Here is a 14,788-nt window from a genome sequence, read left to right on the forward strand (position 1 = left end):
CTTGTGGTCGGGGGCGGCACGCTGCGCGAAGCGACCGAGGCCTTCCAGCGCGCCTGGCTCTCGGACGTCCTCGCCCGCCACGGCGGTCGCGTGGCCAGCGCCGCGCGCGAGGCGGGCATGGACCGCAGCAACTTCCACCGGGCGCTGCGCAAGCTGGGCCTGCTGCAGGCCGACGACCACGAGGCGCCGGGCTGACGATCGCGGCATCGCCCGAAGGGTCATCGCGCGCCGGGCGATAATCGCGCCGTGAAGCACGCCAGACCGCCGCTGGTGCAAGCCCGAAAGGGACGACGCTCTGCCTTCGGGCAACAGCATCGGGTCGAAAGATCGCACTGGAGGAACGTCCGGACTGCACAGGACAGCGCAGGAGTTAACGACTCTCCACCGTGAGGTGAGGATCAGAGCAACAGAGACGAGCCGATTCAGTTCGGGTGAAACGGGCAATCTCTGCGCGCAGCAACACCAAGTAGGCCAGTATCGAGGTGGTTCCGCTGAGCTGGCGGGTAGGTGGCATCGAGCCGTTTGGCGACAAACGGCCCAGAGTAATGGCGGTCACGCCGGGATCTTCGCAAGAGGGTTCCGGTGCACAGAATCCGGCTTATCGGCGAGCTTCACACTTTTCTTCTTCGACCACGGCCTCCTGCCGTCGTCATGCATCGAGCGCGCCGCACGGCAGCCGATGCGACGCGTAGCAACGCCGCAGCGCGTCGATCCACCCTGACGAAAACCCGGCCAGCGCCGCCTCGAGGATCAGGCCGGCGTCGTCGGACAGGCGGGCTGCCAGGTCGGGGTTGCCGCAGGCGCCCATCACCAGCTTGAACACCGGTTCGCGCAGCGCGGCCGAGCCCTTCTCGATGGCCCGGCGGGTCGTTTCCGGCCGCTGTTCCAGCGTCTTCTGCAGCCCGGCGTGGGCGTTGGACCAGGCTGGGTCGAACGGCGCTGCGTCCCTGCCGTCCAGATAGTCGTCGGCCGAAAAGCCGGGCGTCGCCATGGCTTGTTGCAGTGTCTGCGCGATGTCGAGCGCGAGTTTTTCCGTGTCCATCAGGTCATTGTCGAAGCCATGCGGCGGTCGCCTGCAAGGATTGGTAGAAACCCGTACAATTGTTAGCAAGCTAACTAATTGATAACGCCGTGGCCGATTCCGAACCCATCTCCCCGCTGCGCGAACACGCGCTGATGCGGCTCGGCACCTCGCTGTCGGTGCTCCAGCGCGGCTACCGCGCGGCGGCCGACAAGGCGGTGGCGCACGTCGGCCTGTCGCAGACGCTGGCCTGGCCGGTTGTGGTGCTCGGGCGCATGGAAGACGGTGTGCGGCAGGGCACGGTGGCCGAGGCGCTGGGCATCGAGGGGCCGTCGCTGGTGCGCTCGCTCGACCAGCTGGTCGAGGCCGGTCTGGTCGAGCGCCGCGAAGACCCGGCCGACCGCCGCGCCAAGACGCTGCACCTCACGGCCGCGGGCCGCGCCGTCTGCGAGCCCATCGAGGCCGCGCTGCGCCAGATGCGCGGCGCGCTGTTCGAAGGCATTCCCGACGACGACATCGCCGCCACCTTGCGCGTCTTCGGCGCGCTCGAGGCCAAGCTCGGCCGCAGTGCCTCCGGCATGCAGAGCCTGCAGCAGGAAGGGCGCGGCCAGTAGATGGCACTGTCGATGGCGTTGCCGCGCTTCACCCGCGCGGAAGTTCTCTTTTCGGTCAAGAGCTTCGCCGCCGCGATGCTGGCGATGTACCTGGCCAGCCGCGCCGGCCTGCCGCGCCCGTTCTGGGCGCTCATGACCACCTACGTCGTCGCCCACCCGCTGGCCGGCGCCGTGCGCTCCAAGGCGGTGTTCCGCTTCTGCGGCACGCTGATCGGCAGCGTCGCCACCGTGCTGATGGTGCCCGCGCTGTCCAACGCGCCCGAGCTGCTCACGCTGGTGCTCGCGCTGTGGGTCGGGCTGTGCCTGTACATCTCGCTGCTCGACCGCACGCCGCGCTCGTACGTCTTCATGCTCGCGGGCTACACAGCAGCGCTGATCGGCTTTCCGTCGGTGCAGACGCCGCTCGTGCTGTTCGACACCGCCGTGGCGCGCGTGGAAGAAATCGGCCTGGGCATCTTCTGCGCCACGCTGGTCCACAGCCTCGTGCTGCCCGCGGGGCTCGCGCCCACCGTGCTGGGCCTGCTCGACCGTACGCTGAAAGACGCACGCCAGTGGATCGGCGACCTGTTCCAGCCTGGCGACCGCAGCACCCCCAAGGACGCCGACCCCAAGCGACTGGACGACGACCGCCGCCGCCTCGCGGGCGACATCACGCAGCTGCGCCTTCTCTCGACCCACGTGCCCTTCGACACCACGCACCTGCGTTGGACCGCCGGCGCGATCCGCGCCATGCAGGACCGCGTGGCGGCGCTCACGCCTGCGCTGTCGGCCGTCGAAGACCGGCTGCAGGCGCTGGCGCAATCCGAAGGCCGCCTCGCGCCCGACGTCACCGCCGTGCTGGCGTTGGCCGCGCAATGGCTGCGCGACGAAAGCGACCCGGCCGTCGACGCGTCGGCCCGCCTGCAGGCGCTGCGCCAGGCGATCGGTGCGCTGGGCACTGCACAGGATGAGGGGCTCACCCCTTGGGCCCGCGCGCTGCGCATCGGCCTCGCGGGCCGGCTCGAAGAACTGGTCGACGGCTGGACCGCCTGCGCCCAGCTGCGCCGCGACATCGACGAAGGCCTGAAGGGTGGCGCGCCGCTGCGCCGCACGGCTGCGCTCGGCCATCGCGCGATGCACCGCGACTACGGCATGGCGCTGCTGTCGGCGCTCGCGGCCGTCATCGCCATCTGCCTGTGCGGCGCGTTCTGGATCCTCACGGGCTGGACCATGGGCTCGGCCGCCACCATGATGGCCGCGGTCTTCTGCTGCTTCTTCGCGACCATGGACGACCCGGTGCCGGCGATCCACGGTTTCCTGAAGTGGACGCTGTGGTCCATTCCGATCTCCGCCGTCTACGTGCTCGTGCTCATGCCCACGGTGCAGGACTTCGGCATGCTGGTCGCGATCTGCGCGCCGCTCTTCCTGCTGCTGGGCCTGTACCTGCCGCGCCCGACGCACTTCATGGCCGCGATGGCGCTGGTCTTCGGCGTGTCGGGCACGCTCGCGATGCATGACACGGCCAGCGCCGACCTCGTGAGCTTCATCAACAGCATGATCGGCCAGGTCGTCGGCGTGGTGGTCGCAGCGCGCGTCACGCGTCTCGTGCGTTCGGTGGGCGCCGACTGGAGCGCACGCCGCATCCAGCGCGCCACCTGGCGTGAACTCGGCGACATGGCCGCTTCCACCCAGCCGCAGTACGCGCAGAGCGACGCCTATGCCGTGCGCATGCTCGACCGCATTGGCCTGCTGGCGCCGCGCATCGCGCAGGCCGGCGGCACCGTCGAGGGCGTGGCCGCCAACGACGCGCTGCGCGACCTGCGCATGGGCGCCGACATCGCCGTGCTGCAGCGCGTGCGCGCCCAGTTGCCGATGGCCACTTCGTCCGCGCTGCTCGGCGGCATCGCGCGCTTCTTTCGCCAGCGCGGCGAAGGCCGCATGGCGCCGCGCCCGGCTGCACTCTTGCCGCAGATCGACGAGGCGTTGGCGGCGGTGCTCGCTGCACGCGACACCTCCACCGCGTCGCGCGCCGCCGTCACCGCACTGGTCGGCCTGCGCCGCAACCTGTTCCCCGACGCGCCGCCTTCGCTCGCAGGCGTGTCTGTGTCTTCTTCTTCACCGCAAGGAGCTTCCGCATGATCGGCGAAGCCAGTTTCTACGGGCTCTACGTGCCCTGGCTCATGCTGCTGGCCGCCGCCGCGCTGCTCGCCCTGTGGGGCGTGCGCCGGCTGCTCGCCGCCACCGGCCTGTACCGCTGGGTGTGGCACCCGGCGCTGTTCGACATGGCGCTGTACCTGCTGCTGCTGTACGGCCTGAGCCGGCTCACCGCACACCTGCAATGACGCCTGCAATGACAACTCAAACACCACCGAGATTCCCATGAAAGCCAACCCCTTCGCAGACAACCCCCGGGCCCAGAGCCTGCTGCGCGTTCTTCTCACCGTGGCCGTGGTGGCCGCCGCCGTCTGGGCGGGCTTTCGCCTGTGGGACCACTACGAACTCGCGCCGTGGACGCGCGACGGCCGTGTGCGCGCCAACGTGGTCCAGATCGCGCCCGACGTCTCGGGCCTCGTCACGGCCGTGCCGATCCGCGACAACCAGTCGGTCGCCGCCGGCACGCTGCTGTTCGAGGTCGACCGCGCGCGCTACGACCTCGCCGTGCGCCAGGCGCAGGCCGCGCTCGCCGCGCAGCGCGCCGTGAGCGCCCAGGCCCAGCGCGAGAACGCGCGCAACACAGGGCTCGACGACCTGGTGTCGAAGGAGTCGCGCGAACAGACCCGCGCCCGCGTCGAGCAGGCACACGCCGCCGTCGCGCAGGCCGAGGTGGCGCTCGATTCGGCGCGCCTGAACCTGCAGCGCGCCGAAGTGCGCGCGCCGGCCGACGGCCTCGTCACCAACCTCGACCTGCGCCAGGGCAGCTACGCCGCCGCCGGCCACCCGGTGCTTGCGCTGGTCGATGCGCAGTCGTTCTACGTCGAGGGCTACTTCGAAGAAACCAAGCTGCCGCGCATCCACCTGGGCGACCGCGTGCGCGTGACGCCGATGGGCGGCGGTGCGGTGCTCGAAGGCGCGGTCGACAGCGTGGCCGCCGGCATTGCCGACCGCGACCGATCCACCAGCGCCAACCTGCTGCCCAGCGTGAACCCCACCTTCAACTGGGTGCGACTCGCGCAGCGCATCCCGGTGCGTGTGAAGCTCGACCCGCTGCCCGACGGCGCGCGCCTCGTGGCCGGCCAGACGGTGACGGTGCAGGTCCTCGAGCGCGACACGGCCACGCCGAAGAAGGGATAAGTGCCATGACCCGCTTCGCCTTTCGCATGGCCTCGCTCGCAGTGGCGGCCGGACTCGCGGCCTGCGCGGCGGTCGGCCCCGACTACCAGCAACCGCCCGAGGCGCTGGCCAGCCAGCCCGCTGCCGGCAAGCCTTTCGCCGAAGCACCGGCGAACGCCGCGCCGCTGCCCGCGCACTGGTGGCGCCTGTACCACGACCCGCTGCTCGACCGGCTCGTCACGCAGGCGCTCGCACACAACACCGACCTGCGCCAGGCCGTGGCCAACCTCGAGCGCGAACGTGCCATCGAAACCGAAGTGGCCGGCGCCAAGTACCCCACCGTCGGCGTCAACGGCGGGCCGTCGTTCGGCCACGTCTCGGGCCTGTCGCTGCTGCAGAAGGGCTACGAGCCGCCGAACACCTTCAACTACAGCGCGGGGGCGTCGCTGTCGTACCAGGTCGACCTGTTCGGCCAGATCCGCCGCGCCATCGAGGCCTCGGCCGCCAACAGCCAGGCCGCCGAAGCCGCACTCGATCTCGTGCGCGTGAACGTCGCGGCGGGCACCGCGCGCGCCTACGCCGAGGCCTGCTCGGCCGGCCTGCGGCTGCAGATTGCGCAGAAGTCGGTCGCGCTGCAGCAAGACGCCGTGAACGTCACCGAGCGCCTGCAGCGCGCGGGCCGTGCCGGCGCCATCGACGCCGGCCGTGCGCGCGCCCAGCTCGCGCAGCTCGATGCCGCGCTGCCGCCGCTGAAGGCTCAGCGCCAGGGCGCGCTCTACCGCCTGGCCACGCTCACCGGCGCACTGCCGCAAGACTTTCCGCGCGAGGTGGCCGACTGCACCACGGCGCCGCGCGTGGCCGGCGCCCTGCCGGTGGGCGACGGCGCCGCGCTGCTGCGCCGCCGGCCCGACATCCGCCAGGCCGAGCGCAGCCTCGCCGCATCGACCGCGCGCATCGGCGTGGCCACGGCCGACCTCTATCCGAAGGTCACGCTGGGCCTCTCGGGCTCGTCGGCCGGCCATGCGACCGGCTTCGGCCGGCAGGACACGCTGGCCTGGAGCGTCGGCCCGCTGATCTCGTGGACCGTGCCCAACACCGGCGCCGCGCAGGCCCGCATCGCACAGGCCGAAGCCGGCACGCGCGCCGCGCTGGCGAAGTTCGATGGCACCGTGCTGACGGCGCTGCGTGAGACCGAAACCGCGCTCGGCACCTACGCCCGCGAACTCGACCGCCGCGCCGCCCTGCAGGCCTCGCGCGACGAAAGCGCCAAGGTCGCCGCGCAGGCGCGCCAGCTGTACCGCAACGGCCGCACCGCTTACCTCGACACGCTCGACGCCGAACGCGCGCTGGCCGGCGCCGACGCTGCATTGGCGGCCAGCGAGGCGCAGCTGGCCGACGACCAGGTCGTGCTGTTCATGGCGCTGGGCGGCGGCTGGGAGCCGGCGGACGACGCGCTGGCGCTAGGCAATCAAGACAAGCCAGCCACGACCGTCCGCTGAGCGGCACGCGCTCGCTCAGCGCGTGAACAGCCAGCCGCCCTTGGGCTGCCGCGTCAGCTCGTGGCGCTTGACGGCGCGCTCCTCGCCGTCGTCGCCCACGTAGACCACGTCGAAGCGCAGCAGCCGGGGCGACACCAGCTTCCAGTTCTGGATGCGCTGCACCGTCACGCAGGCGGTCTTGTCGTGGTACTGCATCTCGGCCATCGGCCCGCCCTGGAAGCCCGTGCCGTCGAACAGCCGGCCGGGCGCCGCGAAGGGGTTCAGCACCGCGCCGTTGCGCGCCGTGATGCAGCCTTCGGTACGCAAAAAGGATTCGATGGTCGGCGACGCGCTCCCCACCACCTTGCCCACCGCGGGGCTCGGGGGCTTGCCGCCGACGACCTCGCGGATGCGGTCGACCTGCACTGCGGTGATCGGCGCGAGGCCGTCTTTCGAGACCACGGTGGGCTGGGTGGCCGTCGCCGCGGCCGGCGCGCCGATCGGCGCGTCGGGGAACAGCAGGGCGGTGAGGTAGCTGCAGCCCGCCAGCAATGTCAGCGGCAGGGTGCAGGCGAGGGCGCGGATCGGTGGTCCGAACGTCATGGTGATCAATCTCCCGTGCGCGGCCTGGGCCGCTGTGTCCAAGTGGCAGTTCGCGGTGCCGCGCTGCCTCGTCGTGTGAATCCTTTTCTTTTCTAAGAAAGTGCTTCTTCGTTCGCTCAGAAACGCTCGTGCGGCGCCAGGTAGCGCCACTGCCCCGGCTGCAGGCCGGCCAGCGGCACGCGGCCGATGCGCAGGCGCCGCATCGCCAGGATGCGCAGGCCCACGGTGTCGCAGATGTTCGCGATCTGCCCGGGCCGCGCACCTTTAAGCGCAAAGCGCAGACCGGTCTGGTCGTCGGCTTGCCGGCCGATGCTCACGCGCGCAGGCGAACGCTCCAGCCGCGCCAGTATTTCAGGCCCGACCGGGCCGGCCACGTCGACCATCACTTCATGCTCGAGGATGCCCGCGTCTTCCTGCAGCTTGCGCTCGATGCGGAACTCCTGCGTGTAGGCCACGAGGCCGCTGGCGCCGGTTTCGAGCGGCGTCATGCAGCGCTGTCCGCGCACATGCGCCGGCAAAAAGCGCTGGCCTTCGCGCTCGGGGTCGTGGTGGTTGGCGGCCACCAGCAGTTGGTGCGCGTTGTCGGTCGGCATGCCGGCGGGCTTGTAGAGCACCAGCGTCACCGGCACGATCGGCTCGGGCCGCGCACCGGCGGCGATCTCGACCTGCTGGTGCGCCTGCACGCGCGACTGCGGCAGCAGGGCGGGCACGCCGTCGACACGCACCGCGCCGTTCTCGATCAGCAGCTCGGCCTCGCGGCGCGACACCTGGGCCATGGCGGCCACGCGCTTGGCGAGGCGCACGCCTTCGTCGCCGGGCGCAGAGGGGCGGTTCGAGCGGTTCATCGCGCGTCCGCCAGTTGACGGATGCGCGCCACGTGCGCCGCCAGCGAACGCGCGGCCACCGGCCACATGCGCTCGGGCACGTCGTCGTAGGCGAGCGGCAGCCATTGCTCGGGTGTGCCTTCGGGCAGCCGCTGCATCGCGGCGGCGATCTTGGCCTCGCGCTTCAGGCGGTGCGCCTTCAGGTGCGCGATGGCCGTGCGCGCAAAGCCGATCACGTAGCCGTGCGCCGGCAGGATGAACTCGATGCCGCCGGCCGCGCAGGCCGCGTCGAGCTTGTCGAGCGAATCGAGGTAGGCCGTCATGTCGCCGTCCGGTGGATCGACCACCGTCGTGCTGCCGTTGAGGATGTGGTCGCCCGAGAACAGCAGGCCGTCTTCTTCGAGCACCAGGCACAGGTGGTTGGCCGCATGGCCGGGCGTGTGGATGGCGCGCAGCGTGTGCACGAGCGGCGTGCCGTCGGCCGCGGTGCCCGAGAGCACCAGCCGTTCACCGTCGGCCAGCTCGCGCTCGGCGCTGAAGCGCGCGGTGGAACGCGCCGTGGACGCGGACGACAGGCCGAGGATCGGCGGCTTGCGCTCGGCCGCGCACAGCGCCTGCAGCGGCGCGGCGCCCGGCGAGTGGTCGGCGTGCGAGTGCGTGCAGACGATGAGGCGGATGTCGCCCTGCGTGGCCTCCATCAGCCGCGCGAGGTGCGTCGCGTCGTTCGGGCCCGGATCGATCACGAGGTAGCCGGTGGCCGCATCGCCCACGAGGTAGGTGTTGGTGCCCGGGCCGGTCATGGCGCTGGGGTTCGGCGCGGTGAGGCGCTGCACGTTCTTCAGCAGCGCCACGGGCTGCGTGCTCTGCCAGTCGAGCGCGTGCGCGATCTGGCCGTCGGGGCACACCAGCGCGAGTTCGCCGAAGGGCGACTCGTGTTCCATGTAGCGCGCATCTTCGCCTTTGAGCAGGCCGGCGCGCGGGCAGCTGGTCCACAGCGGTTTCTCTTCGGCACCGCTCGCCGGTGCGCAGGCTGCGAGCACCGCATCGACCGTCGCATAGGCCGCCATGCGCTGCAGCGTGCGGATGGTCGGGAAGATCATGAAGAAGCTGCCCGCCTCGTGGCGCGCCAGCGCGTCGGCCGGGCGCACCCAGCAGGGCTCGAACTGTTCGCTCTCGTCGGCCGTCGGCGTTTGGCCCTCGGGCATGCGCGCCACCAGGAAGGGCACGTCGAAGCGCTTGGGCAGGTCGCGGTCGGTGATCCAGTGCGCGAAGGTGAACACCTCGTCGGCCGACAGCACCAGGCCGCGCGCTGCGCATTGGTCGGCGAAGGCCGTGCCGGCGGTGGCGTTGCGGTCCATCGCGGCGACCTCGTCGGCGCTCACCGCGCGGCCGTCGGCGTGGCGGGCCAGCAGGATGCCGAGTTCTTCGAAAGCCTCGCGGATCGCGGCGATGGCCTGCGTGTGTTGCGTGGTGCTCTGCGTGGCGCGCCGGGCCGCGATGCGCGCGGCGTCCGCGTCGGCCGCGTCGATGTGGCCCCCCGGAAAAACGTAGGCACCGGGCGCGAAGCTCGCGGTGGCCGAGCGCCGGGTCATGAGGAGTTCGAGCCCGGCGTCGGTGTCGCGAAGCAGCAGGACGGTGGCGGCGGCGCGCACGGGCACCGGCTCGCGATGGGCGTGGAGTTGTTGTGTGGGGCGGACCATGGAGCGATTATCGGAATGTGTCCCAAGTATCGCGTGACAAAGTTTTCCAATGGCATGGTGGAGCCGAGGAGTACTCCTGCCTCGTTAAGCGGCGTGCCAGGACTTGCTTGTGCTTGTGCTTGTGCAGTCCATCACGCTGCCCGCTTCGCAATAGTTGCCCGATTCTTTCCTCCCGTTTTTGCGCGCATGGGCCTCCCACAATCCGCGGCCTGACTCCTGATCCACAGGAGCGGGTTCAGGGAGGAACACATGTCCGCATTCAGTGCTGCGCTAATGCGCACGCTCGAGATCAACAGCACCGCCATTCCGGTGTTTCTGGGGCGTCCGGCGCTCGAGCCGGTTCGCTTGTCGGGGCGCGAAGGCGTCAACAGCCTGTTCGCGTATGAGCTTCTGCTCAAGACGCCTGACACCTTGAACCTTGGCGCCAGTGAAGCTGCCGACTTCAATCTCGACAGCTTCATCGGCCATGAGATCTCCTGCACCATCCAGCTCGATGGCGCAGGTCAATTCATTGCCGGAGCCGTCGGTGCCTCGGTCGATCACATCGGGGCGGGCGCGCGCCAGATCAATGCGCTGATCACCGACGCGCAGGTCTGGGGCGAAGAAGGCCGCCATGTGCAATACAAGCTCACGCTGCGCCCGTGGCTGCACCTTGCAACCCTGTCCATCGATTGCAAGATCTACCAGGACAAGACCGTTGTCCAGATCCTGGATGAACTTCTTTCCGACTATGGCTTCCCTGTCGACAAGCGCCTGATCGAGACCTACCCGACGCGCGATTTCCAGACCCAGTACAACGAGACCGACTTCGATTTCTTCAGCCGCCTGTGTCAGGAGTGGGGCATCAGCTACTTCTTCGAGCACAGCAGCGACAAGCACCGTCTTGTGCTCATCGACAACATGGGCGCGTACAAGAAGAACGACAGCGCGGCCTACCAGGAGGTCGAGTACCACGCCCCGGGCTGGAAGGTGGATGCCGAGTACATCCACAGCTTCGTGCCTCACAACCAGTTGACAAGCGGCAGGTACGCCAGCCGCGACTACGACTACACACGGCCGAAGGCCGACCTGAGCATCGGTCGCAGCGAACCGCGTGCGACCGGTCAGGCGGACGGTGAGGTGTATCAATGGCATGAAGGCGGCGCGGGCGGCAGCCACTATGTGCAACCTCGTGCCGGCACGGCTGACGCCAACGACCCGCAAGACGAAGGCCGTCAGCTGGCGCTCCTGCGCATGCAGGCTCTGCGTACCCACGGCGCCAGGGCAAGGGCCAGTGGCAATCTGCGCGGCATGGTGCCCGGCTGCTCCTTTGAATTGGTCAAGCATCCGCGCCAGAAGGCCAATGCCGAGTACTTGATCCTGGAGACCCGCTTCCTGATCGAAGACGTCACGCAGGACAGTCAGATTCCAGAAGCCGCATCAGGCCGAAAGCAGCATTGGAGGGTGGAAGTCGACTTCACCGCGCACCCGGTGGTCGAGCCGCTGCGGCCGGCACCTACGCAAGCCAAGCCGTTCACCCGCGGCCCTCAGTCCGCACTGGTCGTCGGCCCTGCCGGGCGGAACATCTGGACCGACGACCTGGGCCGCATCAAGGTGCAGTTTCCCTGGGACCGCATCGGGACAAAGGACCAGCACAGCACCTGCTGGATACGCGTCAGCTCGCCATGGGCGGGCAACCAGCTGGGAGGCATCCAGCTTCCGCGCATCGGCCAGGAGGTGATCGTCGACTTCCTGGGCGGTGACCCCGACTTGCCCATCTGCACGGGACGGGCTTACAACCAGGCCAACCTGCCGCCGTGGGACTTGCCCGGTCAGCAGGCGCTTTCAGGCTTTCGAAGCCGCGAGCTGACAGGAGAAGGCGGCAACAGCGCGGCCGGGCGCAGCAACCATCTGGCGCTGGACGACACGGCAGGGAAGATCCAGGCTCAGCTAAAGAGTGATCACCAGCACAGCCAGCTCAGCTTGGGGTACATCACGCGCATCGAGGACAACGCCGGACGCAAGGACCCGAGGGGCGAGGGTTTTGAACTGCGCACTGACGGCCACGGTGTTCTGCGGGCGCAGGACGGCCTGCTCATCACCACCGAGCCACGCGGCAATGCCGCCAAACATGCCAAGGACCTTGGGGAGACCCTGGCCCGACTCACCACCGGGCGCGATCAGCACGAAAGCCTGTCCGAATCGGCCCAGCAGGCCGAGGCACACATCAAGGGCGATCAGGATGAGGTCACCAAGGCCCTCAAGGCGCAGAACGACGCCATCAAGGGCGGGACGGGTGATACCAAGGCGGGCAGCTTCCCGGAGTTGGCCGAGCCGCATCTGCTGCTCGCCAGCCCAGCTGGCATCCAGACCAGCACGGCGCAATCCACGCACATCGCCAGCTTCGAACACAACGCGCTCACCAGCGGTGGGCACACCAGCATCGCGGCCGCCAGGAGTTTCCTGGTGAGCGTCAAGGAGGCGATCCGGCTCTATGCCTATGACTCGGTCATCAAGCTCGTGGCGGCCAAGAACAACATCGACATCGTGGCGCTGCAGAAGAACATCAACGTCCTGGCCAAGCTCGATATCAAGTTGAGCGCCAACAAGATCAGCATCATGGCCAAGGAGCAGTTGGAGCTGGGCGGCGGGGGCAGCTACAGCGTGTACACCAGTGCGGGTATCACGCACATGACGCCGGGGAAATGGATCGAGCATGCGGGCGTGCACGCGTATCAGGGGCCGGACAACAAACCTACAACGCTGCGGGATGGTGCCAGCGAACTCAAGCTCAAGCCGCCAGAAGGTCAAATTCGTTTCGCGCTTCAGCATCTGCCGGACCAATCTCCCATCTTGTTCGCTCATCAGCCTTACACGCTCTACAAGAGCGGCGCAGAGGTCGCCAGAGGCGTGCTCGACGAATATGGGCAGGTCACCATCGAAAAGGCCGAAAAGGGCGCTGCCTACAAGGTCAAGTTGACAAACGGCACCGTCCACGACGTGCCGGTGGCCCAGGACCGAATGGAGTCGGATTCGGCCAAGGAGTCGCATACCGAACACCATCTTTCCAACCAAGGTTACCGCGCCGATGGCCAGAGTACGAACCAGCGCAAGGCTCACAAAGAACTTGGTTCTGTAGATCAGAAGGACGCTTCGCAATGACCGACCTCACCAAACTCCTCGCAGAAATCCAGAGACCCGAGACCAGCCATGTGGACATGCTCAGGCGACGCGTCTGCGGTACGTTGCAGTGGTTCCTCGAAAAGGACATCAAGACGCACCCCATTCACAACCGGAATCACCTCGAGTTCTTTTCGTGTGGGGAAAAAGGGTTTGCCTCCATTGAGAAAGACTTGCTCGCAGCCACCAGCACCATTGACCTCGTGTTGTGGGGGTTTGATCCGGGAATGGAATTGGTACGTCCAAAGGCCGGCGCTTCGAACAACGGGGGACTGGGGAGAACGCAGTGGCCTCGCGGTACCACCTATGGCGACTTGTTGACCAAGAAGGCCCGCGAGGGTGTCAAGGTGCGCATGCTGCTGTGGTACGACAACGTGCCCCTCAACGCGCTCAGTGGCAACGTGCCGGATTTTCCGTTGCTGTGGTTGCCGGCGCATTTCACATCGTCCGATCTCGTGGCACCGACACACGAGTGGCTCAAGAACCGAGCCTTTTCGCGCAAACAACTGGAGGGGCATCGCTCGGACTATTGCACCGCATGGTGGCGGGCGGCACTTTCCGGAAGGTTCCCGAACCTTGAGGTTCGCATACGTAAAGCTCAACTCGGCGCAATGACCGCCAGCATCAAGAAATACCTACCGGATCAGGGCGCACTCATCGAAGACATCACACTCAAAATAGCCGGCACGCACCATCAAAAACCAGTGTTGATCGACTACGAGAAAGGAAAGGGGAGGCCGAACACCTGTGCCTATGTGATGGGGCTCAATAGCGTGACTGACTACTGGGACACCACCGAGCACCTGTACAACGATCCGCGCCGCGAAGTTAACTTTTCGTCAGGCATGGCCTGGAAAGAAAGTGTGTGGTACCGCAAACCCTATCGCGACTACGCCATTCGCGTGCAGGGCGAGGCGCTTTACAACATCAACGAAAACTTTGTCCAGGGGTGGGACAGTGCTCAAAGCACGAGCCTTCACGGTGGCCAGCCTGGCGGGGCCCGTGCTTTGTACGCGCGGCGCGCGTCGATCAAGCCCGAGGACATGCCCGCACCGGACGGTGCGCGCCATCGCGCGCAAATCGTGCGCACCCAGCCAGAGGTACTCGACGCCACCATTCTGAAGGCCTACACCCTGGCCAGCAGCAATGCCGTGAACTACATCTATGTCGAAAACCAATACGTCCAATTGGTCGACTGGCCAAAACTGGTCAAGAAAATTCGCAGTCAATACTGCGACGGCATGAAGGCGGCCAAGGCCGCTTCCGCCGATATCACGCCGCTTCACCTGTTCGTGGTCATGCCGCAGCCCGAGCGCGGGGAGATGGTGCCGCGCACGTATGAAACCGTAGGCCAGCTCGGCGCGGCCGAGGGCATGGGCGAGTACCACAAGACCGTGCAAGGCAAGCGCAAGGCAAGCGCAAGGCCAATGCGCTGCAGCCCCCGAAGCCACCGCCCGAGGGCGTTCACCCGTTCGAGCAGGCGAACTACAACAAGGCCCTGCGCGATTGGCTGGTCGCGCGCCAAGCCAATGACAGTGCGATCGTGCGCGATTCAGCGGAGGCTGTTCCAGCCAATCCGAAGGGAGAACTCGAGGCGCTGGGAATCAAGCCCTTGGTGGCGATGCTGATGACCTTCGACGCCGGCAACGAGGCCAAGGACATACGCGTCAACAGTCGCGACAACAACGCACAGGAGGCACAAGCCGAGGAGGAAGCCAAGAACAGCAAGTCGGGCAGGGCCAGCGATGTGGACAGCTACGGCGTGGAAATTGTGCCCAGGCGGTACCGCGAGATATACATCCACAGCAAGCTGATGTTTGTGGACGATGTGTACACGACGCTGGGCAGCGCCAACCTCAACGCCAGAAGCATGGTCAGCGACAGCGAGTTCAACATCTGTGCGGCGGACTACGACTTCACTCGGGCGGCACGACGCGAGGTGTGGGGGAACATCGCGGGAAAAGATCTCGACGGAGGTGATGGGGGACTGGAGGCTGTTGCTGATGTACATGACAAATGGGGGCGTCGGATGAAAAGAAACAAAGCCGGGAGGCAGCCTGGACGCGGACCTGAGAACGGCAGCTTCATCTATCCCTTCGAAGATCCACGCGGCAAGCCCCTCGTGAGATTCGCCTAGCAA

At 67.6% G+C, this 14,788-nt stretch carries 13 protein-coding genes and 1 other RNA gene; 10 read left to right on the top strand and 4 right to left on the bottom strand.

The genetic code is table 11. The annotated features are described in order from the left end of the window. A partial coding sequence (locus AAG801_RS16605; RefSeq protein ID WP_341889355.1) for a helix-turn-helix domain-containing protein occupies positions 1-195 on the top strand: 195 nt, incomplete at its 5' end. A 53-nt stretch (positions 196-248) separates the two neighbouring features. Further along, an RNA gene (gene rnpB / locus AAG801_RS16610) (RNase P RNA component class A) lies at positions 249-617 on the top strand. A gap of 32 nt (positions 618-649) precedes the next feature. Here rnpB and AAG801_RS16615 read toward each other — a convergent pair. Next, a complete protein-coding gene (locus tag AAG801_RS16615; protein WP_341889356.1) occupies positions 650-1,042 on the bottom strand; it encodes a hypothetical protein in 393 nt (130 codons plus the stop codon). A gap of 134 nt (positions 1,043-1,176) precedes the next feature. On the opposite strand from AAG801_RS16615, the gene AAG801_RS16620 reads away from it, so the two are divergent. From AAG801_RS16620 to AAG801_RS16640, 5 genes are read left to right on the top strand one after another with little or no spacing between them, the layout of a single operon-like run. After that, positions 1,177-1,635, top strand: coding sequence for a MarR family transcriptional regulator (locus AAG801_RS16620; RefSeq protein WP_341889384.1), 459 nt, complete (start codon positions 1,177-1,179; stop codon positions 1,633-1,635). Then, positions 1,636-3,753: an FUSC family protein gene (locus tag AAG801_RS16625; RefSeq protein ID WP_341889357.1), complete on the top strand. Its 2,118-nt coding sequence runs from the start codon at positions 1,636-1,638 to the stop codon at positions 3,751-3,753. After that, positions 3,750-3,956, top strand: coding sequence for a DUF1656 domain-containing protein (locus tag AAG801_RS16630; RefSeq protein WP_099795029.1), 207 nt, complete (start codon positions 3,750-3,752; stop codon positions 3,954-3,956). The genes AAG801_RS16625 and AAG801_RS16630 overlap by 4 nt, the downstream gene beginning before the upstream one ends. 37 nt (positions 3,957-3,993) lie before the next feature. Continuing rightward, positions 3,994-4,905, top strand: a complete 912-nt coding sequence (locus AAG801_RS16635; protein WP_341889358.1) for an HlyD family secretion protein — start codon at positions 3,994-3,996, stop codon at positions 4,903-4,905. A 5-nt stretch (positions 4,906-4,910) separates the two neighbouring features. Continuing rightward, positions 4,911-6,383: a TolC family protein gene (locus tag AAG801_RS16640; protein ID WP_341889359.1), complete on the top strand. Its 1,473-nt coding sequence runs from the start codon at positions 4,911-4,913 to the stop codon at positions 6,381-6,383. Positions 6,384-6,398: 15 nt separating this feature from the next. Here AAG801_RS16640 and AAG801_RS16645 read toward each other — a convergent pair whose 3' ends face one another. From AAG801_RS16645 to AAG801_RS16655, 3 genes are all read right to left on the bottom strand, one after another. Beyond that, on the bottom strand, positions 6,399-6,965 hold the full coding sequence (locus AAG801_RS16645; RefSeq protein ID WP_341889360.1) for a hypothetical protein: 567 nt from the start codon (positions 6,963-6,965) through the stop codon (positions 6,399-6,401). Between the two features lie 116 nt (positions 6,966-7,081). Then, positions 7,082-7,810: a S4 domain-containing protein gene (locus AAG801_RS16650; RefSeq protein ID WP_341889361.1), complete on the bottom strand. Its 729-nt coding sequence runs from the start codon at positions 7,808-7,810 to the stop codon at positions 7,082-7,084. Then, a complete protein-coding gene (locus tag AAG801_RS16655) occupies positions 7,807-9,489 on the bottom strand; it encodes an MBL fold metallo-hydrolase (protein ID WP_341889362.1) in 1,683 nt (560 codons plus the stop codon). Before AAG801_RS16655 ends, AAG801_RS16650 begins: the two co-directional genes overlap by 4 nt. Before the next feature lie 249 nt (positions 9,490-9,738). Between AAG801_RS16655 and tssI the strand changes: the two genes are divergently transcribed. The 3 genes from tssI to AAG801_RS16670 are packed head-to-tail and all read left to right on the top strand — an operon-like array spanning position 9,739 to position 14,785. Beyond that, positions 9,739-12,630, top strand: coding sequence for a type VI secretion system tip protein TssI/VgrG (gene tssI, locus AAG801_RS16660; RefSeq protein WP_341889363.1), 2,892 nt, complete (start codon positions 9,739-9,741; stop codon positions 12,628-12,630). Further along, on the top strand, positions 12,627-14,276 hold the full coding sequence (locus tag AAG801_RS16665; RefSeq protein WP_341889364.1) for a hypothetical protein: 1,650 nt from the start codon (positions 12,627-12,629) through the stop codon (positions 14,274-14,276). The genes tssI and AAG801_RS16665 overlap by 4 nt, the downstream gene beginning before the upstream one ends. Continuing rightward, positions 14,276-14,785: a phospholipase D-like domain-containing protein gene (locus AAG801_RS16670; RefSeq protein ID WP_341889365.1), complete on the top strand. Its 510-nt coding sequence runs from the start codon at positions 14,276-14,278 to the stop codon at positions 14,783-14,785. Before AAG801_RS16665 ends, AAG801_RS16670 begins: the two co-directional genes overlap by 1 nt. Positions 14,786-14,788 lie beyond the last annotated feature (3 nt).

The sequence above is a fragment of the Variovorax sp. YR752 genome (assembly GCF_943372545.1).

Excerpts from the sequence above, each read along its gene's own strand:
- AAG801_RS16665 (WP_341889364.1), top strand. The coding sequence starts at position 12,627 with ATGACCGACCTCACCAAACTCCTCGCAGAAATCCAGAGACCCGAGACC.
- AAG801_RS16635 (WP_341889358.1), top strand. The coding sequence starts at position 3,994 with ATGAAAGCCAACCCCTTCGCAGACAACCCCCGGGCCCAGAGCCTGCTG.
- tssI (WP_341889363.1), top strand. The coding sequence starts at position 9,739 with ATGTCCGCATTCAGTGCTGCGCTAATGCGCACGCTCGAGATCAACAGC.
- AAG801_RS16650 (WP_341889361.1), bottom strand. The coding sequence starts at position 7,810 with ATGAACCGCTCGAACCGCCCCTCTGCGCCCGGCGACGAAGGCGTGCGC.
- AAG801_RS16645 (WP_341889360.1), bottom strand. The coding sequence starts at position 6,965 with ATGACGTTCGGACCACCGATCCGCGCCCTCGCCTGCACCCTGCCGCTG.
- AAG801_RS16620 (WP_341889384.1), top strand. The coding sequence starts at position 1,177 with ATGCGGCTCGGCACCTCGCTGTCGGTGCTCCAGCGCGGCTACCGCGCG.
- AAG801_RS16640 (WP_341889359.1), top strand. The coding sequence starts at position 4,911 with ATGACCCGCTTCGCCTTTCGCATGGCCTCGCTCGCAGTGGCGGCCGGA.
- AAG801_RS16670 (WP_341889365.1), top strand. The coding sequence starts at position 14,276 with ATGACCTTCGACGCCGGCAACGAGGCCAAGGACATACGCGTCAACAGT.
- AAG801_RS16615 (WP_341889356.1), bottom strand. The coding sequence starts at position 1,042 with ATGGACACGGAAAAACTCGCGCTCGACATCGCGCAGACACTGCAACAA.
- AAG801_RS16630 (WP_099795029.1), top strand. The coding sequence starts at position 3,750 with ATGATCGGCGAAGCCAGTTTCTACGGGCTCTACGTGCCCTGGCTCATG.
- AAG801_RS16655 (WP_341889362.1), bottom strand. The coding sequence starts at position 9,489 with ATGGTCCGCCCCACACAACAACTCCACGCCCATCGCGAGCCGGTGCCC.
- AAG801_RS16625 (WP_341889357.1), top strand. The coding sequence starts at position 1,636 with ATGGCACTGTCGATGGCGTTGCCGCGCTTCACCCGCGCGGAAGTTCTC.